This is a genomic window from Pantoea sp. X-Soil-ISGK-355 (assembly GCF_059730805.1).
This window is the reverse complement of record NZ_AP035971.1, coordinates 3,930,231-3,953,852: the sequence shown is the minus strand read 5'-3', so window position 1 is coordinate 3,953,852 and position 23,622 is coordinate 3,930,231. Positions and strand designations below refer to the sequence as shown.

The 23,622-nt window shown below is 54.6% G+C and carries 27 protein-coding genes; 14 read left to right on the top strand and 13 right to left on the bottom strand.

Annotated elements, in window-relative coordinates:
- The first annotated feature begins 122 nt into the window (after positions 1-122).
- The 5 genes from AC6I8J_RS18250 to cysE all read left to right on the top strand — a co-directional run bounded on the left by AC6I8J_RS18250 (position 123) and on the right by cysE (position 3,243).
- Positions 123-554, top strand: a complete 432-nt coding sequence (locus tag AC6I8J_RS18250) for a rhodanese-like domain-containing protein (protein WP_161732978.1) — start codon at positions 123-125, stop codon at positions 552-554.
- Positions 555-573: 19 nt separating this feature from the next.
- Positions 574-828: a glutaredoxin 3 gene (grxC, locus tag AC6I8J_RS18245; RefSeq protein WP_008926942.1), complete on the top strand. Its 255-nt coding sequence runs from the start codon at positions 574-576 to the stop codon at positions 826-828.
- A gap of 38 nt (positions 829-866) precedes the next feature.
- Positions 867-1,337, top strand: a complete 471-nt coding sequence (secB, locus tag AC6I8J_RS18240; RefSeq protein ID WP_161732980.1) for a protein-export chaperone SecB — start codon at positions 867-869, stop codon at positions 1,335-1,337.
- Positions 1,337-2,353 carry an NAD(P)H-dependent glycerol-3-phosphate dehydrogenase gene (gene gpsA, locus AC6I8J_RS18235; protein ID WP_197061506.1) on the top strand — a complete coding sequence of 339 codons (1,017 nt, stop codon included), beginning with the start codon at positions 1,337-1,339 and terminating at the stop codon, positions 2,351-2,353. The genes secB and gpsA overlap by 1 nt, the downstream gene beginning before the upstream one ends.
- Before the next feature lie 68 nt (positions 2,354-2,421).
- The gene (cysE, locus tag AC6I8J_RS18230; protein ID WP_090967199.1) at positions 2,422-3,243 is read left to right on the top strand and encodes a serine O-acetyltransferase; all 822 of its coding nucleotides are present in this window, start codon (positions 2,422-2,424) and stop codon (positions 3,241-3,243) included.
- On the opposite strand, the gene trmL is transcribed toward cysE, so the two are convergent.
- The 3 genes from trmL to cpxR are packed head-to-tail and all read right to left on the bottom strand — an operon-like array spanning position 3,240 to position 5,823.
- On the bottom strand, positions 3,240-3,713 hold the full coding sequence (gene trmL / locus AC6I8J_RS18225) for a tRNA (uridine(34)/cytosine(34)/5-carboxymethylaminomethyluridine(34)-2'-O)-methyltransferase TrmL (protein ID WP_161732982.1): 474 nt from the start codon (positions 3,711-3,713) through the stop codon (positions 3,240-3,242). The genes cysE and trmL overlap by 4 nt on opposite strands.
- 35 nt (positions 3,714-3,748) lie before the next feature.
- Entirely contained in the window at positions 3,749-5,128 is a 1,380-nt protein-coding gene (gene cpxA / locus AC6I8J_RS18220) for an envelope stress sensor histidine kinase CpxA (protein ID WP_013359484.1), read from the bottom strand.
- On the bottom strand, positions 5,125-5,823 hold the full coding sequence (gene cpxR, locus AC6I8J_RS18215) for an envelope stress response regulator transcription factor CpxR (RefSeq protein WP_009088062.1): 699 nt from the start codon (positions 5,821-5,823) through the stop codon (positions 5,125-5,127). The genes cpxA and cpxR overlap by 4 nt, the downstream gene beginning before the upstream one ends.
- 148 nt (positions 5,824-5,971) lie before the next feature.
- Between cpxR and cpxP the strand changes: the two genes are divergently transcribed.
- The 6 genes from cpxP to AC6I8J_RS18185 all read left to right on the top strand — a co-directional run bounded on the left by cpxP (position 5,972) and on the right by AC6I8J_RS18185 (position 11,469).
- The gene (gene cpxP / locus AC6I8J_RS18210) at positions 5,972-6,481 is read left to right on the top strand and encodes a cell-envelope stress modulator CpxP (RefSeq protein WP_161732983.1); all 510 of its coding nucleotides are present in this window, start codon (positions 5,972-5,974) and stop codon (positions 6,479-6,481) included.
- Between the two features lie 456 nt (positions 6,482-6,937).
- The gene (locus AC6I8J_RS18205; protein ID WP_010258211.1) at positions 6,938-7,093 is read left to right on the top strand and encodes a con-10 family general stress protein; all 156 of its coding nucleotides are present in this window, start codon (positions 6,938-6,940) and stop codon (positions 7,091-7,093) included.
- Positions 7,094-7,330: 237 nt separating this feature from the next.
- Positions 7,331-8,233, top strand: coding sequence for a CDF family cation-efflux transporter FieF (gene fieF / locus AC6I8J_RS18200; RefSeq protein ID WP_161732985.1), 903 nt, complete (start codon positions 7,331-7,333; stop codon positions 8,231-8,233).
- A gap of 207 nt (positions 8,234-8,440) precedes the next feature.
- Positions 8,441-9,403 carry a 6-phosphofructokinase gene (gene pfkA, locus AC6I8J_RS18195; protein WP_003851263.1) on the top strand — a complete coding sequence of 321 codons (963 nt, stop codon included), beginning with the start codon at positions 8,441-8,443 and terminating at the stop codon, positions 9,401-9,403.
- Between the two features lie 142 nt (positions 9,404-9,545).
- A complete protein-coding gene (locus tag AC6I8J_RS18190) occupies positions 9,546-10,535 on the top strand; it encodes a sulfate ABC transporter substrate-binding protein (RefSeq protein ID WP_161732987.1) in 990 nt (329 codons plus the stop codon).
- Between the two features lie 160 nt (positions 10,536-10,695).
- A complete protein-coding gene (locus AC6I8J_RS18185) occupies positions 10,696-11,469 on the top strand; it encodes a CDP-diacylglycerol diphosphatase (RefSeq protein WP_260060011.1) in 774 nt (257 codons plus the stop codon).
- A 28-nt stretch (positions 11,470-11,497) separates the two neighbouring features.
- Here AC6I8J_RS18185 and tpiA read toward each other — a convergent pair whose 3' ends face one another.
- Positions 11,498-12,265, bottom strand: a complete 768-nt coding sequence (gene tpiA / locus AC6I8J_RS18180; protein ID WP_497825619.1) for a triose-phosphate isomerase — start codon at positions 12,263-12,265, stop codon at positions 11,498-11,500.
- Between the two features lie 120 nt (positions 12,266-12,385).
- On the bottom strand, positions 12,386-12,976 hold the full coding sequence (locus tag AC6I8J_RS18175) for a DUF1454 family protein (protein WP_161732993.1): 591 nt from the start codon (positions 12,974-12,976) through the stop codon (positions 12,386-12,388).
- Positions 12,977-13,074: 98 nt separating this feature from the next.
- Here AC6I8J_RS18175 and AC6I8J_RS18170 point away from each other — a divergent pair, with 98 nt between their 5' ends.
- Positions 13,075-13,509, top strand: a complete 435-nt coding sequence (locus tag AC6I8J_RS18170) for a DUF805 domain-containing protein (protein ID WP_222924837.1) — start codon at positions 13,075-13,077, stop codon at positions 13,507-13,509.
- Here AC6I8J_RS18170 and fpr read toward each other — a convergent pair.
- Positions 13,500-14,246: a ferredoxin--NADP(+) reductase gene (fpr, locus tag AC6I8J_RS18165; protein ID WP_253420464.1), complete on the bottom strand. Its 747-nt coding sequence runs from the start codon at positions 14,244-14,246 to the stop codon at positions 13,500-13,502. The genes AC6I8J_RS18170 and fpr overlap by 10 nt on opposite strands.
- Before the next feature lie 273 nt (positions 14,247-14,519).
- On the opposite strand from fpr, the gene emrD reads away from it, so the two are divergent.
- Positions 14,520-15,713 carry a multidrug efflux MFS transporter EmrD gene (emrD, locus tag AC6I8J_RS18160; RefSeq protein ID WP_013359474.1) on the top strand — a complete coding sequence of 398 codons (1,194 nt, stop codon included), beginning with the start codon at positions 14,520-14,522 and terminating at the stop codon, positions 15,711-15,713.
- Here emrD and glpX read toward each other — a convergent pair.
- From glpX to AC6I8J_RS18145, 3 genes are all read right to left on the bottom strand, one after another.
- Entirely contained in the window at positions 15,703-16,713 is a 1,011-nt protein-coding gene (glpX, locus tag AC6I8J_RS18155) for a class II fructose-bisphosphatase (protein ID WP_497825618.1), read from the bottom strand. The genes emrD and glpX overlap by 11 nt on opposite strands.
- Positions 16,714-16,809: 96 nt before the next feature.
- Positions 16,810-18,321 carry a glycerol kinase GlpK gene (glpK, locus tag AC6I8J_RS18150; RefSeq protein WP_033734465.1) on the bottom strand — a complete coding sequence of 504 codons (1,512 nt, stop codon included), beginning with the start codon at positions 18,319-18,321 and terminating at the stop codon, positions 16,810-16,812.
- Between the two features lie 30 nt (positions 18,322-18,351).
- Positions 18,352-19,206 (bottom strand): MIP/aquaporin family protein, encoded by an 855-nt coding sequence (locus AC6I8J_RS18145; protein ID WP_010258182.1) that lies wholly within the window; start codon positions 19,204-19,206, stop codon positions 18,352-18,354.
- Between the two features lie 405 nt (positions 19,207-19,611).
- Here AC6I8J_RS18145 and zapB point away from each other — a divergent pair, with 405 nt between their 5' ends.
- Positions 19,612-19,851: a cell division protein ZapB gene (gene zapB, locus AC6I8J_RS18140; RefSeq protein WP_003851242.1), complete on the top strand. Its 240-nt coding sequence runs from the start codon at positions 19,612-19,614 to the stop codon at positions 19,849-19,851.
- Positions 19,852-19,904: 53 nt separating this feature from the next.
- Here the strand turns inward: zapB and rraA are convergent, their stop codons facing one another.
- The 4 genes from rraA to ftsN form a co-directional block, all read right to left on the bottom strand.
- Positions 19,905-20,390, bottom strand: coding sequence for a ribonuclease E activity regulator RraA (gene rraA, locus AC6I8J_RS18135; RefSeq protein ID WP_009088032.1), 486 nt, complete (start codon positions 20,388-20,390; stop codon positions 19,905-19,907).
- Between the two features lie 158 nt (positions 20,391-20,548).
- Positions 20,549-21,886: an ATP-dependent protease ATPase subunit HslU gene (gene hslU, locus AC6I8J_RS18130; protein ID WP_013359469.1), complete on the bottom strand. Its 1,338-nt coding sequence runs from the start codon at positions 21,884-21,886 to the stop codon at positions 20,549-20,551.
- A 10-nt stretch (positions 21,887-21,896) separates the two neighbouring features.
- The gene (gene hslV, locus AC6I8J_RS18125) at positions 21,897-22,427 is read right to left on the bottom strand and encodes an ATP-dependent protease subunit HslV (protein ID WP_003851234.1); all 531 of its coding nucleotides are present in this window, start codon (positions 22,425-22,427) and stop codon (positions 21,897-21,899) included.
- Positions 22,428-22,515: 88 nt separating this feature from the next.
- A complete protein-coding gene (ftsN, locus tag AC6I8J_RS18120; RefSeq protein WP_497825617.1) occupies positions 22,516-23,529 on the bottom strand; it encodes a cell division protein FtsN in 1,014 nt (337 codons plus the stop codon).
- Positions 23,530-23,622: the final 93 nt, after the last annotated feature.

The window sequence follows — 23,622 nt, the reverse complement described above, 5'->3', positions numbered from 1 at the left end:
TTTTGGAAAATGGAGCACAAATCGATACTCTGGCCGCATAGCATCTGTACATGCGAAGTGGCGCAGGTATACTCAGAACCCTTGTTTTAGCTTATTAGCCCGGTCTGGAGTCGTTACCCCTCATGCAAGAAATTATGCAGTTTGCAAGCAATCACCCCATCCTGAGTCTGGCATGGGTCGTTTTACTCGTTATGGTGATTGTGACTACCGTTAAAGGAATGTTCTCTAAGGTAAAAACGATCAGCCGCGGTGAAGCCACCCGCCTGATTAATAAAGAGGACGCGGTAGTAGTAGACGTGCGTTCGCGCGACGATTTCCGCAGGGGGCATATTTCAGGTGCGCTGAATGTGGCAGCCGCTGAGATTAAAAAAGGCAACATCGACGAACTGGCAAAGCATAAAGCGCAGCCCATAATTGTGGTGTGTGCAACCGGACAAAGCGCAGGCGATTCTGCTGCACATCTCAGCGCGGCAGGCTTTGAGCAGGTTTCAGTGCTGAAAGAGGGTATCAGTGGCTGGAGCGGCGAAAATCTGCCGTTGGTTCGCGGTAAATAATCTTACAGAGGTGCTGATCATGGCAAACGTTGAAATGTATACCAAGGCCACCTGTCCTTACTGCCATCGTGCGAAGGCGCTGTTAACGCAAAAAGGCGTTTCGTTTCAGGAAATTCCCATCGATGGTGATATGGCGAAGCGCGAAGAGATGATCAAGCGTAGCGGTCGTACCACCGTGCCTCAGATTTTTATTGATGCGCAGCACATTGGCGGCTGCGATGACTTATTCGCACTCGATAATCGCGAAGGTTTAGATCCCTTACTGCAGGCGTAATTTTACGCCGGACAACCTCATATATAGGATTTGGTCACATGTCAGAACACAACACCAACGAAATGCAGTTCCAGATTCAGCGCGTATTCACTAAAGATATCTCTTTTGAAGCGCCAAATGCCCCGCAGGTTTTCCAGAAAGAGTGGGAACCGGACGTTAAGCTGGACCTGGATACTGCATCTTCTCAGCTGGCTGACGACGTTTACGAAGTGGTACTTCGTGTGACTGTAACCGCAACTGTGGGCGAAGAGACCGCTTTCCTGTGTGAAGTTCAGCAGGCCGGTATTTTCACCATCAGCGGTATCGAAGGAACGCAGATGGCACATTGCCTGGGTGCATACTGCCCGAACATTCTGTTCCCATACGCACGCGAATGTATTACCAGCCTGGTATCACGTGGTACCTTCCCGCAGCTGAACCTGGCACCGGTTAACTTTGATGCGCTGTTCATGAACTACCTGCAGCAGCAACAAGGTGAAGAAGGTGCTGAACCACATCAGGATGCCTGATGACAACTCACGCTTCGATTAGCGTCATCGGTGCCGGTTCCTACGGCACCGCTTTGGCGATTACGCTGGCCCGTAACGGCCACCCGGTGCTGTTGTGGGGACATAACCCGGCGCATCTGGCGCAACTTCAGACTGACCGCTGCAACACTGCTTTCCTGCCCGATGTACCGTTCCCCGACAATCTCTCCCTTGAGCCTGATCTGACCAAAACCATTGCCGCCAGCCGTGATTTATTAATCGTGGTGCCGAGTCATGTGTTCGGCGATGTGCTGCAGCAGATTAAACCTCATCTGCGGCCAGACTCGCGTATTGTCTGGGCGACCAAAGGGCTGGAAAAAGAGACGGGCCGTCTGCTGCAGGACGTGGCACGTGAAATAGTGGGTGATGCTATTCCGCTGGCCGTGATCTCCGGGCCGACCTTTGCAAAAGAGCTGGCGGCAGGATTACCGACGGCCATCGCGCTGGCCGCAACGGATGCGCAGTTTGCTGACGACCTGCAGCAGAAGCTGCACTGCGGTAAAAGCTTCCGCGTTTATAACAATCCAGATTTCATCGGCGTACAGCTGGGCGGCGCGGTAAAAAACGTCATCGCTATTGGTGCCGGGATGTCTGACGGGATTGGTTTTGGCGCGAATGCGCGTACTGCACTGATCACCCGTGGTCTGGCTGAAATGAGTCGGCTGGGCGCAGCGCTGGGTGCCGATCCCACCACCTTTATGGGTATGGCAGGTCTGGGCGATCTGGTGCTGACCTGTACCGATAATCAGTCGCGAAATCGTCGGTTTGGCATGATGCTGGGCCAGGGCGAGGATGTAGATAGCGCGCAACGCATTATCGGACAAGTTGTAGAAGGGTACAGAAACACCAAAGAAGTCAAAGCATTGGCTGCGCGTTTTGGTGTGGAAATGCCGATCACCGAGCAGATTTATCAGGTGTTGTATTGCGAAAAACCGGCGAGAGATGCAGCATTGAGCCTGCTGGGACGAACAAGGAAGGACGAAAACAGCATCAGCTAACGCAGGACGCGTAGCATCATCACCTGTAGCGCCCATTCAGGCGCTTTTTTTATCGGGAGAAAACAGCAATGTCGTCTGATGAGTTAGAACTGGTCTGGAATAATATCAAAGCAGAAGCGCGCGCCCTGGCTGATTGTGAGCCGATGCTGGCCAGTTTCTTCCACGCGACATTGCTCAAGCATGAAAATCTTGGTAGCGCTTTGAGTTATATGCTGGCCAACAAGCTGGCTAACCCGATTATGCCCGCCATCGCCATTCGTGAAATCGTTGAAGAAGCCTACCGTGAAGATCCGTCGATGATTATGTCTGCGGCTTACGATATTCAGGCGGTGCGCCAGCGCGACCCGGCGGTCGATAAATACTCCACGCCGCTGCTCTATCTCAAAGGATTTCATGCACTTCAGGCCTACCGCATTGGTCACTGGCTGTGGAATGAAGGCCGGCGTGCGCTGGCGGTTTATCTGCAGAATGAAATCTCCGTCTCTTTTGCCGTTGATATTCATCCCGCCGCCAACATTGGTCACGGCATTATGCTCGACCATGCCACCGGCATTGTGATTGGCGAAACCGCCGTGGTTGAGAATGATGTCTCGATCCTGCAATCGGTGACGCTGGGCGGTACCGGCAAAACCAGCGGCGACCGCCATCCGAAAATCCGTGAAGGGGTAATGATTGGTGCCGGTGCGAAAGTGCTGGGGAATATTGAAGTCGGCAGGGGAGCAAAAATTGGCGCGGGTTCTGTGGTGTTACAGCCTGTGCCGCCACACACCACGGCAGCAGGCGTACCCGCGCGTATCGTCGGCAAGCCAGGCAGTGAAAAGCCGTCAATGGATATGGATCAGCACTTCAATGGCAGCCTGGCCGGTTTTCAGTTTGGCGACGGCATCTAATCTTTAATCAGTGCGCCCGCGTAATCCAGCTGGCGCCACGCTTCATAGACCACTACTGAAACGGCATTCGATAAATTCATGCTGCGGCTTTCCGCTCTCATTGGGATGCGGATTTTCTGCTGCGCCGGTAACGCCGCCAGAATTTCCGCTGGCAGTCCACGGCTCTCAGGTCCAAACAGCAGATAATCGCCAGCCTGATAGGCGACGGCACTGTGTGTGGGTGTACCTTTGGTCGTCAGCGCAAACAGACGTTCAGGCGACTCCGTGGCGATAAATGCCTGATAGTCAGCATGGAATTTTATGGCCGTGAATTCGTGGTAATCCAGTCCGGCGCGACGTAAACGCTTGTCATCCCAGGCGAAGCCGAGCGGCTGAATCAGATGAAGCTGGAAGCCCGTATTGGCGCACAGGCGAATGATATTACCGGTATTTGGCGGAATTTCTGGTTCAAACAAGACAATGTTAAGCATAAGGCCCCCGATGACAGGGGCCGAAGCATAGCAAATTATTGACGACCGGAGGAGTAGAGCGGCAACCAGAGGGTCAGACGCAGGCCGCCCAGTGGACTGTCATCGGCTTTAACCCAGCCGCGATGCTGCTGCACTGCCGTTTCAACAATGGCCAGGCCAAGACCCGTGCCGCCTGATTCGCGATCGCGCGCTTCATCGGTACGGTAGAAGGGTCGGAAAATCTGTTCACGATCTTCCGGACTCACGCCAGGGCCGTCATCATCAACGTGTACCGTGATACCGGAAATATCGACGGAGAAGCTGACGCTGATATGGGTGTGTGAGTAGCGCAGCGCATTGCGCACGATGTTTTCCAGTGCACTCTCCAGCGCATGAGGGTTGCCGTAGAGCGGCCATGGGCCAGGCGGGTAGGGGATATCCATCTTCTTGCCCATCTGCTCAGCCTCAAAACGGGCATCTTCCAGCACCCCATTCCACAACTGATTCGCCTTCATCGCTTCGCTGACCAGTGCATTTTTATGCTGGGTGCGTGACAACACCAGCAGGTCGTTGATCATGCCATCCAGACGCTGTGCTTCCATCTCAATCCGCTCCAGCTCTTTCCCTTCGCCCTGACGCCGACGCAGCAGCGCAGTAGCCAGTTGCAGACGAGTAAGCGGGGTACGAAGCTCATGACTGATATCCGATAGCAGACGTTGCTGACCGGTCATCATTCGCTCCAGCGCACTCACCATCTGGTTAAAGCTGGAACCCGCCGCCAGAAACTCCTGTGGGCCTGACTCCAGTTCCGGATGCTGACGCAGATTCCCGCTTGCCACTTCATCGGCGGCATATTTCAGCTTACGCGCCGGACGTGCCAGACTCCACGCCAGCCACAGCAGCAGCGGTGAGCTGATGAGCATGGTGACAATAAGCAACAGCAACGGACGGTCAAACAGCAGATTGACGAAATCCAGCTGGGAACTGTTGGCGGGACGGATCATGTAAAGCTGGTAGTTATCTTCGCCATCCCGTACGGCGAAAGGCCCTACCAGCTCAACTCGACCATATTTCTTTTTCTGTGGATGATCGGCGTTATCAGACTGGCCGATAAAGTTGCGGATAACCTGCATTTCGTTATGTTGCGCGCCAATCACCCGACCTTCACTGGTCACTAACAGCAGCCGCTGACCCGGCGGTGCCCACTTTTCTACGGCGCGAAACAGACGACGCCACCACATCAGATCGTTAGGGGGATCCTGTGACAGCTCTGCTTCGACGTGTTGCTCAATCATGATGCCCTGCCGCTGTTCACTTTCCAGCAGCGAGGTCATCTGTCGTGAATCGAGCTTGGGCACCATCAGCACCAGCATCAACACCAGCGCCAGCGTTAACCAGAAGATGGCGAAGATACGGGTGGTCAGACTTCCAATCATGATGCCGAAACCATCAGGTAGCCGCGGCCACGTAAGGTTTTAAACCAGGGATGACCGTCACGGCGTTCAGGCAGCTTGCGGCGCAGATTCGAGATATGCATATCGATGGCGCGGTCAAAAGGTGTCAGGCGCTTGCCCAGCACTTCCTGACTCAGATGTTCACGCGAGACGACCTGGCCCAGATGCTGCGCCAGCAGATAAAGCAGGGTGAACTCCGTGCCGGTGAGATCCAGCGTGACATCATCAAAACTCGCTTCCTGACGGCCAGGATTGAGCCGCAGGCAGTCCACTTCCAGTGTGGGCGAGCTATTGTCGTGTTGCTGCTGCTGTTCACTCCAGTTTGAGCGGCGCAGAATAGCGCGGATACGCGCCACCAGTTCGCGATCGTTAAACGGTTTAGGCAGATAGTCATCTGCACCGAGTTCGAGGCCCAGTACGCGATCCAGCTCGCTGCCGCGCGCCGTGAGCATGATGACGGGGGTTTGATGTTGCTGACGCAGTTCTTTCAGGGTGTCGATACCGTTTTTCTTCGGCATCATGACATCCAGTAAAAGCAAATCAATAGAGTTATCGAGCAGGTTCAGTGCTTGTTCACCATCGCTGGCCACCACCACTTCAAACCCTTCCATTTCTAACAGTTCTTTTAAAAGCGAAGTTAATTCGCGGTCGTCATCTACCAACAGGATTTTATTCATTTTTGTAGCCCTCCGCAGGCAAAATACCGTGTTCCTGGCGCACCTATCTATCGCTTTACGTAGTTTTACACCCCCTGACGGATGTTTGCAGCTGTCGCCGTACACTGGCTCTCGTTGAATCGCAAAACGGAACGAACTGGAGTACACGATGCGCAAATTAACCGCCGTCGTCCTTGCCTCAGCGATGGCTCTGAGTGTCGCCAGCGCAGGTGCTAAAGATGCGACGACGATTGACGAGATGCATCATGGCGGATTGCCGACAGGCAGTATGACGCAAAATCCGCAAAGCCACATGTTCGATGGTATCGAGCTGACTGAAGTGCAGCGTCAGCAGATGCGAGACCTGATGCAACAGGCCCGACATGAGCGCCCGGTCGTTCATATTGACGATATCGCAGCATTACACGACCTGGTGACTGCAGACCAGTTTAACGAAGCGGCCATCCGCGCAAAGGCGGAAGTCATCGCCAGAGTTCAGGTTGAACAGCAGGTTGAGATGGCGCGCGTACAGAATCAAATGTTTCAACTGCTAACGCCGGACCAGCAGGCCACGTTGCAGAAGAATTACCAGCGGCGACTTAATGAGCTGCGACAGTTTTCGAATCTGCAGTCAGCGTCATCGCTGCAGGCAGTGAGTAGTACCAGCAGTAACCAGTAACATAGTATCCCTGTTTTCCTTGCCATAGACACATCCCTGTCTTCCCCCGCCATGATGGTGGGGGTTTTTTTTTATCTTTTTTTCACTTTTTTTAATTTGACCGGAATCATCACCACGCAACAAAACCCCCATTTTATTAGCGCTTGTTTAACGTTAGTTTGTCAGGCTCGATGATTATTGACTATTCAGGCCATCACGTAAATTTAAGCGTACCGGTAAGCATCTTAAGGCTGTCAAAATAATTTAAGCCACTGAAACTAATAGATTTACGGCCTTCTCATATAAGCTTTTATCTTAACTTTCAACGTGTTGCTTTTCCCGCGTTACGCTTGCCGGTTCAGGCGCACCCTCTACACTTAATCCTGTCACTGCAGGGAAGTTAAGTGTCTTTGCGAAGTCTCAGGGAGCAACAACCACATTATGTAGTCCTGAATGAATCTATTAACGGAGTAAGTTATGGCAGAGCATCGTGGTGGTTCAGGTAATTTCGCAGATAATCCGCAAAAAGCGTCTGAAGCCGGTAAGAAAGGCGGCCAGAGCAGCGGCGGCGGAAACTTCAAAAACGATCGTGAAAAAGCATCAGAAGCAGGGAAAAAGGGCGGCAAAAAGTAAGCGCCGCGTCTTTCTCAGCCCAGACCAGCACATGACTGTGGTCTGACACTGATGTGTATGACACTTTGCCCCGTCCTCCCCGAGGTCGGGGCTTGTTTTTTTATGCCTGCCACGCTTTTGCAAAAGAGACTAAGTCGTTGAATGACCCGCTAAGCACTGCCCGCCTCCTGGTGTTAAACTTTAGCCATTCTTTTATTTGAGTACGCATCATTGCTGATGCTGCAAAGGGAATCTGGCATGCGATCCTCTTATGGCCGACTGGTAAAGCGTGCTGCGCTGGCCGCCACCATTCTTGCTTCTGTGCTGTTAATCGTGAAAATTTTTGCCTGGTGGTACACCGGTTCGGTGAGTTTGCTGGCTTCACTGGTAGACTCGCTGGTGGATATCGCCGCATCCCTGACCAATCTGCTGGTGGTGAGATATGCGCTGCAACCGGCTGACGAAGATCATACTTTCGGGCACGGCAAAGCGGAATCGCTGGCGGCGCTGGCGCAAAGTATGTTTATCTCCGGCTCGGCGCTGTTTCTGTTTCTGACTGGCCTGCAGCATCTTGCCTCGCCCAGTGAGATGCGGGCGCCCGGCGTTGGCGTTGTGGTGACCGTTTTGGCACTGAGTTCAACGCTGGTGCTGGTCGCCTTTCAGCGCTGGGTGGTGCGTAAAACCCGCAGTCAGGCCATCAGGGCTGACATGCTGCACTATCAGTCGGACGTCATCATGAATGGTGCCATTCTGATCGCGCTGGTCCTGAGCAGCTATGGCTTTGTCCGGGCTGATGCCCTGTTCGCGTTGGGGATTGGCATTTTCATTCTCTACAGTGCGTTGCGTATGGGCTATGAGGCGGTGCAGTCATTACTGGATCGCGCGCTACCTGAAGAGGAGCGGCAGCAGATTCTGACACTGGCGACAAACTGGCCACAGGTGCAGGGCGTCCACGATCTGCGAACCCGCCAGTCCGGCCCCACTAAATTTATTCAGCTACATCTGGAACTGGAAGACCAGTTGCCACTGGTGCAGGCGCACCGGGTAGCCGATCAGGTTGAGAAGGCATTACGCAAAGAATTTCCTGGGTCAGACGTAATTATCCATCAGGATCCCTGTTCTGTGGTACCGTTCGAGAGAGAAGATTCTTTAGGTTTTTAACGTAAATGAATCAAATCGATACGAAAGGAATGACGTAACGCTAACATTGCTGCAAAAAATAGTGAAAAGTTGTCTGACCTGAATCAATTCAGCAGCAAGCCTTTGATATACTATCTGCCATCACATGTCGCGCTAATCGTAAAATGATCTTCAGCAGCGATCGACAGGCAGGATTAACCCTTAGTTTTGAACAATCCAGAGGTTGTCATGATCAAAAAAATTGGTGTATTGACCAGTGGCGGTGACGCCCCAGGCATGAACGCAGCTATTCGTGGAGTGGTACGTTCCGCGCTGAGTGAAGGACTGGAAGTTTTTGGGATCTATGACGGTTATCTGGGATTGTACGAAGATCGCATGATTAATCTTGATCGCTACAGCGTCTCCGACATGATTAACCGTGGTGGCACGTTCCTGGGCTCAGCGCGTTTCCCTGAGTTCCGTAATGAAGATGTGCGCCAGGTTGCCATTGAGAACATGAAAAAGCGCGGTATTGATGCGCTGGTTGTGATTGGTGGTGACGGCTCCTACATGGGTGCTAAGCGCCTGACTGAAATGGGCTTCCCATGCATCGGTCTGCCAGGCACCATCGATAACGACGTGGCCGGAACGGATTACACCATCGGTTATTTCACTGCGCTGGAAACCGTGGTTGAAGCGATTGACCGCCTGCGTGACACCTCTTCTTCGCATCAGCGTATTTCGATTGTTGAAGTGATGGGCCGCTACTGTGGCGATCTGACCCTGGCGGCGGCGATTGCCGGTGGCTGCGAGTTCATCGTCCTGCCAGAGTTCCCGTATACCCGCGAAGAGCTGGTTGCGGAAATCAAAGCGGGCATCGCCAAAGGTAAAAAGCACGCTATCGTGGCGATTACCGAACACATCTGCGATATCGACGATCTGGCCCGTTTCATTGAAACAGAAACCAAACGTGAAACCCGTTCGACCGTTCTGGGCCATATTCAGCGTGGCGGTGCACCTTGTGCGTATGACCGTATCCTGGCCTCACGCATGGGCGCTTACTCCATTGAACTGCTGATGCAAGGTTACGGCGGCCGTTGTGTGGGTATTCAGAACGAGAAGATGGTGCATCACGACATCGTCGACGCAATTGAAAACATGAAACGTCCCTTCAAGCGTGACTGGCTCGACACGGCGAAAAAACTCTATTAATTACAGGCGGGGTGTGCTGCACGGCATGCCCCAGCATTCTCCTTGCATATTCCCCTCGGTTATAACAGCTTATTTTTAATTCTTTTAGCTCTGTAATGGTTTATGTCACGCTTAGCCCATAACGACATTGGGAGAGTGCGTAATGAACAAGTGGAGTATTGGCGTTACCCTGTTGCTGGCCTCAACCAGCGTTCTGGCGAAAGACATTCAGCTGTTAAACGTATCCTACGATCCAACGCGTGAACTGTACGAACAGTACAACAAAGCGTTCAGTGCGCACTACAAACAGGAAACCGGCGACAATGTCGTGGTCCGCCAGTCGCATGGCGGTTCCGGAAAGCAGGCGACCTCCGTGATTAACGGCATCCGGGCGGATGTGGTCACACTGGCGTTGCAATCCGATGTTGATGCCATTGCCGAACGCGGTCGTATTGATAAGGACTGGATCAAACGTCTGCCGGACAACTCTGCGCCTTACACCTCGACCATCGTCTTCCTGGTTCGTAAAGATAACCCGAAGGGTATCCATGACTGGAGCGACCTGACGAAGCCAGGCGTATCTGTGATTACGCCTAACCCGAAAACGTCCGGCGGCGCCCGCTGGAACTATCTGGCGGCCTGGGGCTGGGCACTGGATCATAACAACGGTGATCAGGCTAAAGCGCTGGCTTACGTCAGAGCGCTGTTCAAAAACGTTGAAGTGCAGGATTCGGGTGCACGCGGCGCCACCAACACCTTCGTTGAGCGCGGGATTGGCGATGTGCTGATCGCCTGGGAAAACGAAGCTTATCTGGCGGTTAACAAACTGGGTAAAGACAAGTTCGAGATTGTTACCCCGAGCGAATCGATTCTGGCTGAACCGACCGTGTCGGTGGTCGATAAAGTGGTGGATGAAAAGGGCACGCGTAAAGTCGCTGACGCTTATCTGAAATATCTCTACTCGCCAGAAGGCCAGACCATCGCTGCACAGAACTACTATCGCCCGCGTGATGCTGAAATCGCGAAGAAATTTGCCAGCACCTTTGCACCCGTGAAGCTGTTCACCATTCAGGACAAGTTTGGTGGCTGGGCGCAGGCTCAGAAAGCCCACTTCGCCGATGGCGGCAGCTATGACCAGGTCATGAAACCATAACGTATTGCGGTCAGCGCGCTCTGCGCTGACCGCTTATCCGCCACCCTCACGTCTTTTCTCTTCTCTGCCCAGCCGCTGGGTTATCTGCCCGAATTCCCCGTGACATTTTTTTCCCGCCAGGCGAGGATGCAGGCTGCTAAACCATTCGGGAAGCGTTGTTATGCCGACAAATCGTCGTGCAACCAGCCTGGTTGCGGTTCTGCTGGTGCTGCTCATTGCGGGAATACTGGCTGCCGCACTGCATTTCAAAAAGAACAGTGATGCACTCTGGCAGATTGTCAGCCAGAAATGTGTGCCTCATCAGCAGAGCAGCAGAGACCCTGCGCCTTGCCAGCGTGTTGACCAGCCGCATCGCTATGCCATGCTGAAAGATATGAACGGGCCGTTGCAGTATCTGCTGATTCCGCTCGACAAAATCACCGGTATCGAAAGCCCGCAGTTACTGCAACCCGCGACGCCTGACTACTTTGCCCTTGCGTGGCATGAACGAACCCTGCTTGCACAGCGACGCGGCTCACCCATTGATGATCGGGTCCTGTCACTGGCGATCAATTCACAATATGGCCGCACGCAGAATCAGCTCCATATTCATCTCTCCTGTCTGCGGGCCGATGTGCGTCAAAAGCTCGACGAGCTGACGCCGCAGCTTAGCGGTCAGTGGCAGGACATCATGCTGCGTAAGCACCGCTACTGGCTGCGAGCCCTGACGGCCGATGAGCTGACTCAGCAGAGTGCATTTATCCGACTGGCCGATGAACGGCCAGAGGCACGCACAGAGATGGGGAAATATGGGCTGGCACTGGCTGAATTAAGCGATGGGCGACTGGTCTTGATGGCGATTCAGCGAAACTGGCTGCTGCTGAACAGTGGGTCGGCGGAGGAGTTGCAGGATCACGCCTGTGAGCTGATCGCGCCCATAAAAAAGGCGGCTTAAGCGCCGCCTCTGCCCGGAATGCTAATGCTTAAGCGTTTTTTGCAGCCGCCGCAGCTTTAACGATTACCGCGAAAGCATCTGCTTTCAGTGACGCACCGCCAACCAGCGCACCATCGATGTCAGGCTGGGTGAACAGCTCAGCAGCATTCTTGTCGTTAACAGAGCCGCCGTACTGAATGATGACCTGTTCAGCGATAGCTGCATCTTTCTTCGCGATATGATCACGGATGAATTTGTGCACGGCCTGAGCCTGAGCAGGGGTCGCAGATTTGCCGGTACCGATGGCCCAGACGGGCTCATACGCGATAACCGCATCTTTGAACGCTTCAGCGCCCTGGGTTTCCAGAACGGCATTCAGCTGACGCGCACAGACTTCTTCGGTTTTACCCGCTTCGTTTTCTGCTTCGGTTTCACCAATGCACAGCACCGGAACCAGGCCCACTGACTTCAGTACCGCGTATTTCTTCGCGATAAACTCGTCGCTCTCTTTGTGGTAAGTGCGGCGTTCTGAATGACCGATAATGATATATTTCGCGCCGATATCTTTCAGCATCTCTGCGGAAACTTCACCGGTAAATGCGCCAGACAGGTTAACGTCCACGTTCTGCGCACCCAGTGCGATGTGGCTACCGGAGATGGCGTGTTTTGCCTGCTCGAGATAGAGCGCTGGCGGTGCAATGGCAACGCCACAACCCTCAGCGCCAGAGAGTTCCTTACGCAGACCCGCGATCAGTTCAGCTGTGATCTGCTTGCTGCCATTCAACTTCCAGTTACCCATAACCAGTGGATGTCGCATTCTATCCTCCGCATAACGCGATACATGAAAAATCGCTGCCAGCCGGCAGCGTTGTCTGCCAGACAGTATAGAGATCAAATGTAGTGATGGCTTTGCTTTTCGTCATTTTCAGCCACATCATCAGGGGCTCGCGAGCGCCAGTTTGACCGGTTCAATCGCGAAGGTCAGTCCTTTGTCGCCGTTGTCAGCGACCACAAAACGCAGCGCGCCGTCGACCTGCGCAAAGTAGGGTAAATCCTTACCTTCCTTCAGCAGGCTCTCCAGCTTTTTACGCCCTTCCTCGGCGCTTAATCCTGGTACAAAAAAGCGCAGCATGGCGGTCATATAAGCCAGCGCTTTTTGCTGTGAGGCGCTCTGGTCCGGGCCAGGCAGTGGCAGCCAGGTGATCTGCAGCGTCTTGATTTTACCGGTGCCGGGTTCCAGCGCGGTAGAGGCATAGAGCGTTTCATTGATTTTGCTGGCGGCGCGCGTCAGGTTGCTTTTATCACCCCGGTTATCAATAGCGCGATACTCCGGCAGCATCAATGCTGCATTGGCCAGATTATATTTTTCGCGAAACTGGCCGATAGTCATATCAAAGGTGGGAGCGCCCGCCAGCAGATAAGGCGCGGTGGGCAACGCATCGGGCCGTTCTGGCGGTGGCGGATCGGCGGCAAAGACCGGAACCGTCAGCGCAAACGATAACAGCAGTGCGCCAGGCAAATTCTTCATTTTGTCGATCCTAACCCGTAAACTCAGGCGCAAATTAAAACGGTTTTTATCCGCGAGGTCAAAAGTGCGGCGGTTCTCTTCTCTCTGGATGATAATGCATGACGTTACAACAATGGTGTTTTTCCTGGCGCGGCCGACTGGGACGACGTGATTTCTGGATCTGGCAGGCCGTCTGGTTGCTGACCACGACACTGTTATTCGTCTTAGCAGCAAACGACTGGATTGATAGCCAGATGGCGGCCTTTGGCGTGGTCTGCCTGCTATGGCCCGCCAGCGCGGTTATGGTTAAACGGCTGCACGATCGCAATCGACGCGGCTACTGGGGATTTCTGGTGATTGTTGCCTGGCTGCTGGTGGCGGGAAACTGGACCATGCTGGGTGGGGTTCTGCCCTGGCTGCTGGGCCGCGCCATTCCGCTTGCATTAATCGCTGGTCTGCTGCTGGATCTCGGCGTCTTTCGCGGTACCCCCGGCGCTAACCGGTTTGGTACCGCGACGCAGCCGGTGCGATACCGGCAAACGACTCACCAGTAATGTTCACTGGTGATATGGCCCGGCTTACGCTTCAGGTGTTTGCGCATCTCGCGCGTCTCTTTCAGTAACTGCTGGGTATCGCGCACCATCTGCGGGTTGCCGCACAGCATCACGTGGCTGCTGTCGGCATCCAGGCTTAACCCGGTGGCGCGCTCCAGCTCACCGTTTTCGATCAGCGCCGGGACCCGGCCCGTCAGCGAACCGGCGATCGCTTCGCGACTCACCACCGTCTGGATGTGCAGCTTACCTTGATAATGTTGTTGCAGCTGCTGCATCAGTGGCAAAAAGCTCAGGTCGGCCGCATAGCGTGCGGCATGCACCAGCACGATGTTTTCAAAGCGATCCAGCCCTTCGCCCTGCTGGAGCATCGACAGGTAGGGACCAATCGCGGTGCCGGTTGCCAGCATCCATAAGGTTTTGCATTCCGGGACTTCATCCAGCACAAAGAATCCCGCGGCTTCTTTGGTAACCATCACCTGATCGCCCGGCTGAAGTGCCTGCAGATGCGGACTCAGCTTGCCCTCTGGCACCGTGACCAGGTAAAACTCCAGCAGGTCATCTTTTGGCGCATTGACGTAGGAGTAAGCGCGCTGCACCCGCTCACCGTCGATTTCCAGCGCCAGCTTGGCAAATTGCCCGGCGATAAAAGGATCGATGGGCGCTTTTACCCGGAGACTGAACAATGCATCCGTCCAGTTTTTGACTTCCTTTACTTCACCATTGACCCACTCAGCCATAATCACTCCCTGGTTGTTGATTATTCAGGCAGGTCACTATTTTCGCGACTAGCCAGCGAGATTGCCAGCCTGCGCCCTGGCAAAGGCTCTAATCGACAAACTGTTGCTTTGTCTTTACAGGCTGGAGCATAAACTTGACAGGCGCAAGCCCGGACCTTTTCGCTTACCTCTCGCTTTGTCATCCAATCCTGATATTTTGCCCGCCATAACAAGATGACTGGCGGGTGAACCGCTGTTTTAACCTCCTTTCACAGAAAGAAATTTTGCATAATCATGATTAGTAAACTGGAAAATCGCCCACTGCTGGTGATGCTCATTGTGCTGGTGGCTGTCGGGCAGATGGCACAGACTATCTACGTCCCGGCGATGTCGGTGATGGCGGACGCCCTGAATGTGCGGGATGGCGCGCTGCAGCGGGTGATGGCGGCCTATCTGATGACCTATGGCGGATCCCAGCTGATCTACGGTCCGCTGTCAGACAGTGTGGGCCGTCGTCCGGTGATCCTGGCGGGCATGATGATCTTTATGATCGGCGCAATCACGGCTCTGATGGCGACCTCTCTCGATATGCTGGTGCTGGGTAGCGCAATCCAGGGACTGGGAACCGGCGTGGCAGGCGTGATGGCCCGTACCATGCCACGTGATCTCTACGAGGGGCACGCGCTGCGTCGCGCTAACAGCCTGCTTAATATGGGCATTCTGGTCAGCCCGCTGCTGGCACCGGTGATTGGCGCACTGCTGACCCAGCTCTTTGGCTGGCACGCCTGTTTCGCCTTTCTGCTGCTGCTCTGTCTTGCGGTGACCGGTTCCATGGCGCGCTGGTTGCCGGAGACCCGGCCGCAGAGTGCGGAAGTGACCCCTTTCTTTAAACGTTACGCCCGCCTGCTCAGCGACGCGAATTTCGTCCGCTATATTGTGCTGCTGATTGGCGCGCTGGCCGGGATTGCGGTCTTTGAGTCGAGCTGTGGCGTTCTGCTGGGCGGCGTGCTCGGCCTGCACAGCCTGACCGTCAGCATCCTTTTCATCCTGCCGATTCCGGCAGCGTTCTTTGGTGCGTGGTTTGCCGGGCGCGAGCAGGGTTCATGGCACAGCCTGATGTGGTGGGGCGTGAATAGCTGTCTGCTGGCGGGCATCCTGATGTGGATCCCGGCATGGTTCGGCGTAATGAATATCTGGACGCTGCTGGTGCCCGCCGCGCTGTTCTTCTTTGGTGCCGGTATGCTGTTTCCGCTGGCGACCTCAGGCGCGATGGAGCCGTATGCGTGGCTGGCGGGAAGCGCGGGCGCACTGATTGGCGGCATGCAGAATCTGGGATCGGGCCTGGTGGCGTGGCTCTCAGCCATGATGCCGCAGCGCGATCAGTTCAGCCTTGGCATGCTGATGTTCTTTACCGCGCTGGTGATGCTGCTCTGCTGGTTGCCGCTCTCACGTCAGCCGGAGCGCGGCAATCAGCCGGTTACAGGATAAACGGATGGAGCGCCGGATCTTTACGGTCGAGATAGTGAATCGACTGGATGCGGCGAATGGTGCGTGATTTACCGCGAATCAGCAGCGTTTCGCTGGTAGCAATATTGCCCTGACGCGTAATGCCTTTCAGGAGTTCGCCACTGGTAATGCCGGTGGCGGCAAATACCACGTTGTCGTTACGGGCCATCTCGCCCAGCGTCAGCTTTTTACCCGCTTCAATTCCCATCTCTGCACAGCGCTGCAGCTCCTGCTCGCCAAGCCGACGGTTTTCAGCGCTGTCGCCTTTCACATGATGACGTGCCAGCAAGCGGCCCTGCATATCGCCGTCCAGTGCACGGATCACCGCCGCAGAGACCACGCCTTCCGGTGCGCCGCCAATGCCGTACATCACATCCACTTCGCTGTCCGGCATGCAGGTCAGAATCGAGGCGGCGACATCGCCATCCGGGAAGGTAAAGACCCGTACGCCCAGCTGCTGCAACTGGCCGATCACCGCATCGTGACGTGGCTTTGCCAGAATCGATACGGTCAGCTGCGACAGCGGCTTGTTCATCGCTATCGCGATATTACGCAGGTTGGTTTCCAGCGGCTGGTCGAGATCGATAGCGCCATGCGCTGCCGGACCGACAATCAGTTTCTCCATGTACATGTCAGGGGCGTGCAGAAAGCTGCCTTTATCGCCGACGGCCATCACGGCCAGCGCGTTAGCCTGGCCAAGTGCCGTCATGCGGGTGCCTTCAATCGGATCGACGGCAATATCGACCGCATCACCGCGACCGGTACCAACTTTTTCACCGATATAGAGCATCGGCGCTTCATCGATTTCGCCTTCACCGATCACAATCTGACCGTCAATTTCAATGGAGTTCAGGACATGACGCATGGCATGGACAGCCGCGCCGTCAGCTGCATTTTTGTCGCCGCGTCCTAACCAGTGATAGCCTGCCAGGGCGGCAGCTTCGGTTACGCGGGAAAATTCAATGGCAAGTTCTCGTTTCATGGCATCTACCTGACAAAAAACCGGCAGGCAGTGTAACACAGCGGGGCAGCAGGGCGGGGAAAAGGCCCGCAACGGCCAGCGTCGCGGGCACAGAGATTACTCCTGGTCTTCCCACGCCTGTGCGCGGGCAACCGCTTTTTTCCAGCCGGCATAGCGGAAGTTACGCTCGGTCGTTTCCAGGCTTGGACGGAACTCACGCTCAATAACCGCTTTAGCGCGCACTTCATCCAGATCCTGCCAGAAGCCGACAGCCAGACCCGCCAGATAGGCAGAACCCAGCGCCGTTACTTCACGCACTTCCGGACGCTCAACACGGGTGCCGAGGATGTCAGCCTGGAACTGCATCAGGAAGTTGTTGGATACCGCACCACCATCCACACGCAGCGCCTGCAGGCGGGTGTTGGCATCATTCTGCATCGCTTCCAGCACGTCACGCGTCTGATAAGCGATCGACTCCAGCGTCGCACGGATGATGTGGTTAGCGTTCGCGCCGCGCGTCAGACCGAAGATTGCGCCACGGGCATACGGGTCCCAGTAAGGTGCGCCCAGGCCGGTGAAAGCAGGCACCATGTAAACGCCATTGGTATCTTTCACTTTCATCGCGAAGTATTCAGAGTCAGCCGCTTCACTGATCAGCTTCATCTCATCGCGCAGCCACTGAATAGAGGCACCCCCGATAAATACGGCACCTTCCAGCGCATAGTTCACTTCACCGCGCGGGCCACAGGCGATAGTGGTCAGCAGGCCATGGGTCGAGGTCACCGCTTCAGTACCGGTGTTCATCAGCATAAAGCAGCCGGTGCCGTAGGTGTTTTTCGCCATGCCAGGCTGTACACACAGCTGGCCATACAGCGCGGCCTGCTGGTCACCGGCAATACCGGCGATAGGAATACGTGTACCGCCTTTACCACCGATGTTGGTCTGACCGTAGACTTCAGACGAGGACTTCACTTCCGGCAGCATTTCACGTGGGATATCCAGGATATCCAGCATGCGCTGATCCCACTCGAGCTTGTGAATGTTAAACATCATGGTACGTGAGGCGTTGGTATAGTCAGTAATGTGAACGCGGCCCTGAGTCATTTTCCAGACCAGCCAGGTATCAACGGTACCGAACAGCAGCTCGCCACGTTTCGCACGCTCACGTGAGCCTTCAACATGGTCCAGGATCCACTTCACTTTCGTTCCGGAGAAGTAGGGGTTAATTACCAGCCCGGTGGTGTGCTGGATGTACTCTTCCAGACCCTCTTTCTTCAGTTTGTTACAGTAGTCGGCGGTGCGGGGATCCTGCCAGACGATGGCGTTATAGATAGGTTTACCGGTCTCTTTTTCCCACACGATGGCGGTTTCGCGCTGGTTAGTGATACCAATTGCCGCAATCTCATCAGAACGGATATCGGCATGGGCCAGCACTTCAACCAGCGTAGAGCTTTGTGAAGCCCAGATATCCATTGGATCATGCTCAACCCAGCCCGCTTTCGGGTAGATCTGAGTAAATTCGCGCTGCGATACCGCAACGATATTAGAGTCGTGGTCGAGAACGACGGCGCGTGAGCTGGTTGTTCCCTGATCGAGCGCGACAATATATTTTTTATCTGTGGTAGTCATAAATTCAGTCCTGATGATAAAAGGTGAAACTTACGCTTTACGCTGCTGAGCGCGTGCAACTGGTTTGTCTGCTGGAACGCTTGCAGGTTCCTGGGCGGTACCTGGCAGGTAGCGACCAATCAGTGTGCGATAACCTACTGCACCCAGGCAGGCACCGACCAGCGGGCCAAAAATCGGCACGAGGAAGTAAGGGATGTCACGACCACCGGTAAAGGCAACGTTACCCCAGCCTGCCAGCCATGCGAAGATCTTCGGTCCGAAATCACGTGCCGGGTTAAGGGCGAAGCCGGTCAGAGGACCCATGGAGCCACCGATAACCGCAACCAGCAGGCCAATCAGCAGTGGAGCCAGTGGGCCACGCGGAATGCCGTTGCCGTCATCCGTCAGACCCATAATCACCGCCATTAATACTGCAGTGATGACCATCTCAACCAGGAAGGCCTGGCCGACACCGATATGTGGATTAGGGTAGGTTGAGAAGATGCCTGCCAGGTCGAGACTTTCAACCGTGCCGCGCACCATCTGGTGGCTCTGCTCATAATCAAAAAACAGGCTGTAGTAGAGACCGTATACCAGCGCCGCGGCACAAAAGGCACCGGCAATCTGCGATACGATATAAGGCAGAACTTTACGTCCTTCAAAATTAGCAAACAGGCAGAGTGCAACGGTAATTGCCGGATTCAGGTGCGCGCCCGAAATGCCTGCGGTGAGGTAGGCGGCCATGGAAACGCCAAGACCCCAGATGATGCAGATCTCCCACTGACCGAAGGCGGCACCGGCGAGTTTCAGAGCAGCCACACAGCCTGCGCCGAAGAAAATAATCAAGCCTGTCCCCAAAAATTCGGCAATACACTGACCTTTGAGCGTGTTAGTTGTCTGACTCATAATAGTGGTTCCTGAAGCGAGGTTAAATTTTATCAGTTTTTGTTCTCAGTCCATGAGGCACCCAGCTTTTATGTAGGGCTGATGTGAATTTATCGTTAACGAACATAAACGAGAAATAGCGAAATCGTTTTTTGTGTACTGCGTCATAAAAATGCGCGTTTTCGCGTATTCTGGCTTTCTTAACCCATTATTCGCGCCTCATTGCAGTGATAACGGGCCAGTGCCAGAACGCAGCTGCAGTAAGCGCAGCGTAAATTCAGGGATTGGCTGAAAAGTGTTACAGACTACGCCCGCAAAGGCCGCGTTGCTGGACTTGCGGGGTGAGGCTACATACAATCGGGACAACGTTGCTGGCTTAAGCTGGCATCATCAACGCCTTGCAGGAATTTAGGAGAGGTCAGAAAGATGTCATTTGAAGTGTTTGAGAAACTGGAAGCGAAAGTACAGCAGGCGATTGATACCATCACCCTGTTGCAGATGGAAATCGAAGAGCTGAAAGAGCAGAACAACTCACTGCGTAACGATGCGCAACAAGTCGCGGGCAACCACGATGCGCTGATGCGTGAAAATCAGCACCTGAAAGAAGAGCAACACGTATGGCAGGAACGTCTGCGTGCCTTGCTGGGAAAAATGGAAGAGGTTTGAAGCCTCAGCTGATGTGAAAAACGGGTGCTCAGGCACCCGTTTTCATGTCCGGCCTATTCGAGGTCCAGCGCATCCTCTGACAGAATGATACCGGTGTTATCGGCATAAAGATGGTCGCCGGAGAAGAAGGTGACGCCGCCGAAATTGACGCGCACATCGCTTTCACCAATCCCTTCACCCGCAGCGCCTGCCGGAATCGCGGCAATGGCCTGAATGCCAATCTCCAGCTCCTCCAGCTCATCAACCTGGCGTACCGAACCGTAAATCACCAGGCCTTCCCACTCGTTAGTTGCCGCCAGGCGTGCCAGCTGCGCATCGACCAGCGCACGACGCACGGAGCCGCCGCCATCGATTACCAGGACGCGACCCCGGCCATTCTCTTCCAGCAGATCGTAGAGTAAGCCGTTGTCTTCAAAGCATTTCACTGTGGTAATCTGACCACCGAATGAAGTGCGCCCACCAAAGTTTGAAAAAAGCGGTTCAACAACATTCACTTCTTCATGGTAGATATCGCAGAGTTCAGATGTATCGTATTTCATAAGGGTTTCGTCTGTTTGCCACAGGAAGGGTAAGTATATCGCTATATGCAGATTGTTGGCAAAATCATCAGTATGAAAAAAGCATCGTTCGATCAAGAACATGCATAAAAAAGCCCAGCCGGATGGGCTGGGCTTCTGAAATGCGCTGATTCAGTGAATCAGAGAATGAAGCGGCTAAGGTCTTCGTCAGCCACCAGTTCATCCAGATGTTTGCCGACATAATCAGCATCAATGGTCACGGATTCACCGTGACGATCGCTGGCGTCATACGATATATCTTCCATCAGACGTTCCAGCACCGTATGCAGACGGCGCGCACCGATGTTTTCGGTGGTTTCGTTGACCTGCCATGCGGCTTCAGCGATCCGGCGGATACCCTCTTCGGTGAACTCGATGTTCACGCCCTCGGTATTCATCAGCGCTTTATACTGCACGGTGATGGAGGCATTCGGCTCGGTCAGGATGCGCTGGAAATCATTCACGGTCAGTGCCTGCAGCTCTACACGGATGGGCAGACGACCCTGCAGTTCCGGAATCAGGTCAGAAGGGCTGGCAACCTGGAACGCGCCTGAAGCGATAAACAGAATGTGGTCGGTTTTCACCATGCCATGCTTGGTCGAAACGGTACAGCCTTCAACCAGCGGCAGCAGGTCGCGCTGAACACCTTCGCGAGAAACATCCGGGCCGCCGGCATTCTGGCCGCCGCGCTTACAGATTTTGTCGATCTCATCGATAAACACGATACCGTGCTGCTCAACCGCATCAATCGCGTCCTGCTTAAGCTCTTCCGGATTAACCAGCTTTGCCGCTTCTTCTTCGATCAGCAGCTTCATCGCTTCTTTGATCTTCAGCTTGCGCGCTTTCTGCTTCTGACCGCCGAGGTTCTGGAACATCGACTGCAGCTGGCTGGTCATCTCTTCCATGCCAGGAGGCGCCATGATCTCAACACCAGGCGCGCTGGCGGCCAGATCGATCTCAATCTCTTTATCGTCCAGCTGGCCTTCGCGCAGCTTTTTGCGGAACGACTGGCGCGCCGCAGACGGCTCAGCGCTCTGCTCTGCCTGGCCCCAGTTGTTTTTCGCAGGCGGAATCAGCACATCGAGAATGCGCTCTTCGGCCATCTCTTCGGCACGGTATTTGTTCTTTTCAATCGCCTGACTGCGCACCATCTTAATGGCCGAATCGGTCAGGTCACGAATGATAGAATCTACTTCCTTACCGACATATCCCACTTCGGTAAATTTAGTCGCTTCGACTTTGATGAACGGTGCATTGGCCAGCTTAGCCAGACGACGCGCGATCTCAGTTTTACCGACACCGGTCGGACCGATCATCAGGATGTTTTTTGGCGTCACTTCATGGCGCAACTCTTCGTCGAGCTGCATGCGGCGCCAGCGGTTGCGAAGTGCAATAGCCACGGCGCGCTTGGCGCTGTCCTGGCCGATGATAAAGCGGTTCAGCTCGCTGACGATTTCGCGTGGAGTCATCTCAGACATATTTATACCCTTACGCCTTAGACGTTAATTCTTCGAAATTAACGTTGTGGTTAGTGTAGATGCAGATATCACCCGCGATATTCAGCGACTTTTCGACGATGTCGCGTGCGCCCATTTCGGTATTCTCCAGCAGCGCACGTGCTGCTGCCTGGGCGAAAGGCCCACCGGAGCCGATGGCGATCAGATCGTTTTCAGGCTGGATGACGTCACCGTTACCGCTGATGATCAGAGAGGCTGACTCATCTGCGACGGCCAGTAAAGCTTCAAGGCGACGCAGCATGCGGTCGGTACGCCAGTCTTTCGCCAGTTCCACCGCGGCTTTTACCAGGTGGCCCTGATGCATTTCCAGTTTACGTTCGAAAAGTTCAAACAGGGTAAAGGCGTCTGCGGTGCCGCCAGCAAATCCGGCAATCACCTTATCGTTGTATAAACGACGCACCTTTTTAACGTTGCCTTTCATCACGGTATTGCCGAGCGTAGCCTGGCCATCACCGCCAATCACTACCTGGCCGTTGCGTCGTACACTTACTATTGTTGTCACGGGCAGACCCCTTGTTGCAGTCGGAAAAGGACTCCGCGCACGGGGCGCGGAGTATCATGCAACAGATATGGGGCGGGTTTGACGGGTTTCAACCCCCGACGGAGAGTGGAATACAGCTGGAGTGTCCGGAACTGCGCAGGCGTTTCAGGGTGCTGTCAGCGGAGGCGCGGTCTTTATACGGACCGATAACCACACGATTCCAGCCGCCACCGGTCGTAATACGGCTTTCAAAACCTTCAAAGGCTAAGCCTGCACGCACCGATTCAGCCTGGTCAGTGCCTTTGAACGAACCACACTGCACCATCCAGCGCTGCGAAGAGGCTTTCTCCGCTGTTTTCGCCTTCGCGGTCTCCTGCGGTTTTGACTGTATGTCCGGCTCCCGCGTGATCGGTGCAGGCTGCGTCTGGCGCTGTACGTTTTGCTGCTGCTGCTGCTGCTGCTGCTGACGTTGCTGTTGTTGTAATTGCTGCTGTTGCTGACGCTGCTGTTGTTGCTGCAACTGCTGCTGGCGTTGCTGTTGCTGCTGGGCCTGCAACTGCTGGCGCTGTTGCTGAACCTGTTGTTGTTGCTGATGTTGCTGCTGCTGTTGTTGCTGAACCTGCTGCTGGCGTTGCAGCTGTTGCAACTGCTGCTGATGCTGCAGCGTCTGCTGACGTTGCGCCGGGGTTTGTTCGTTCCACGGCACTTCGTTGAGCTGCGTCGGCTGCTGACGCATATCTGCCTGCATCTGCTCCAGCAACTGGCGCTGCTCATCGGTCAGCTGTGTCTGCGACTTCACTTCGCCACCTGAAGAGGGTTCGATAGGCGTCGGCACGGTGACCTGACGGTTCTCCAGCTCTTTAATATATTTCCAGCGCTCTTCTGGCTTCGGCGGCAAGCCATTGCCGTTGGCTTTATGATCCGTAATGACCGGCACGTCTTCTTTCTTGTGATGCGCCAGGAACCATAAACCACCGGCAAAGGTCACCAACACTGCGACCGCCAGTACAATCATCAATTTAGATGTTCCCGAACCGCTTTTGCTCTTCTTGCCACGGCTGGGGCTTTTTTTGCGACGCGTCCCTGTTGAACGCCCGCGGCCTACGTAATCTTTTTGTGCCACTCTCGTTCTTATACCCTTCAAAAATAGTGCCAGTTGGGCGAAATGATGATTTTTACGCGCCCGGCAAGGAGTCCGCCATGTTACTCAAGGGTC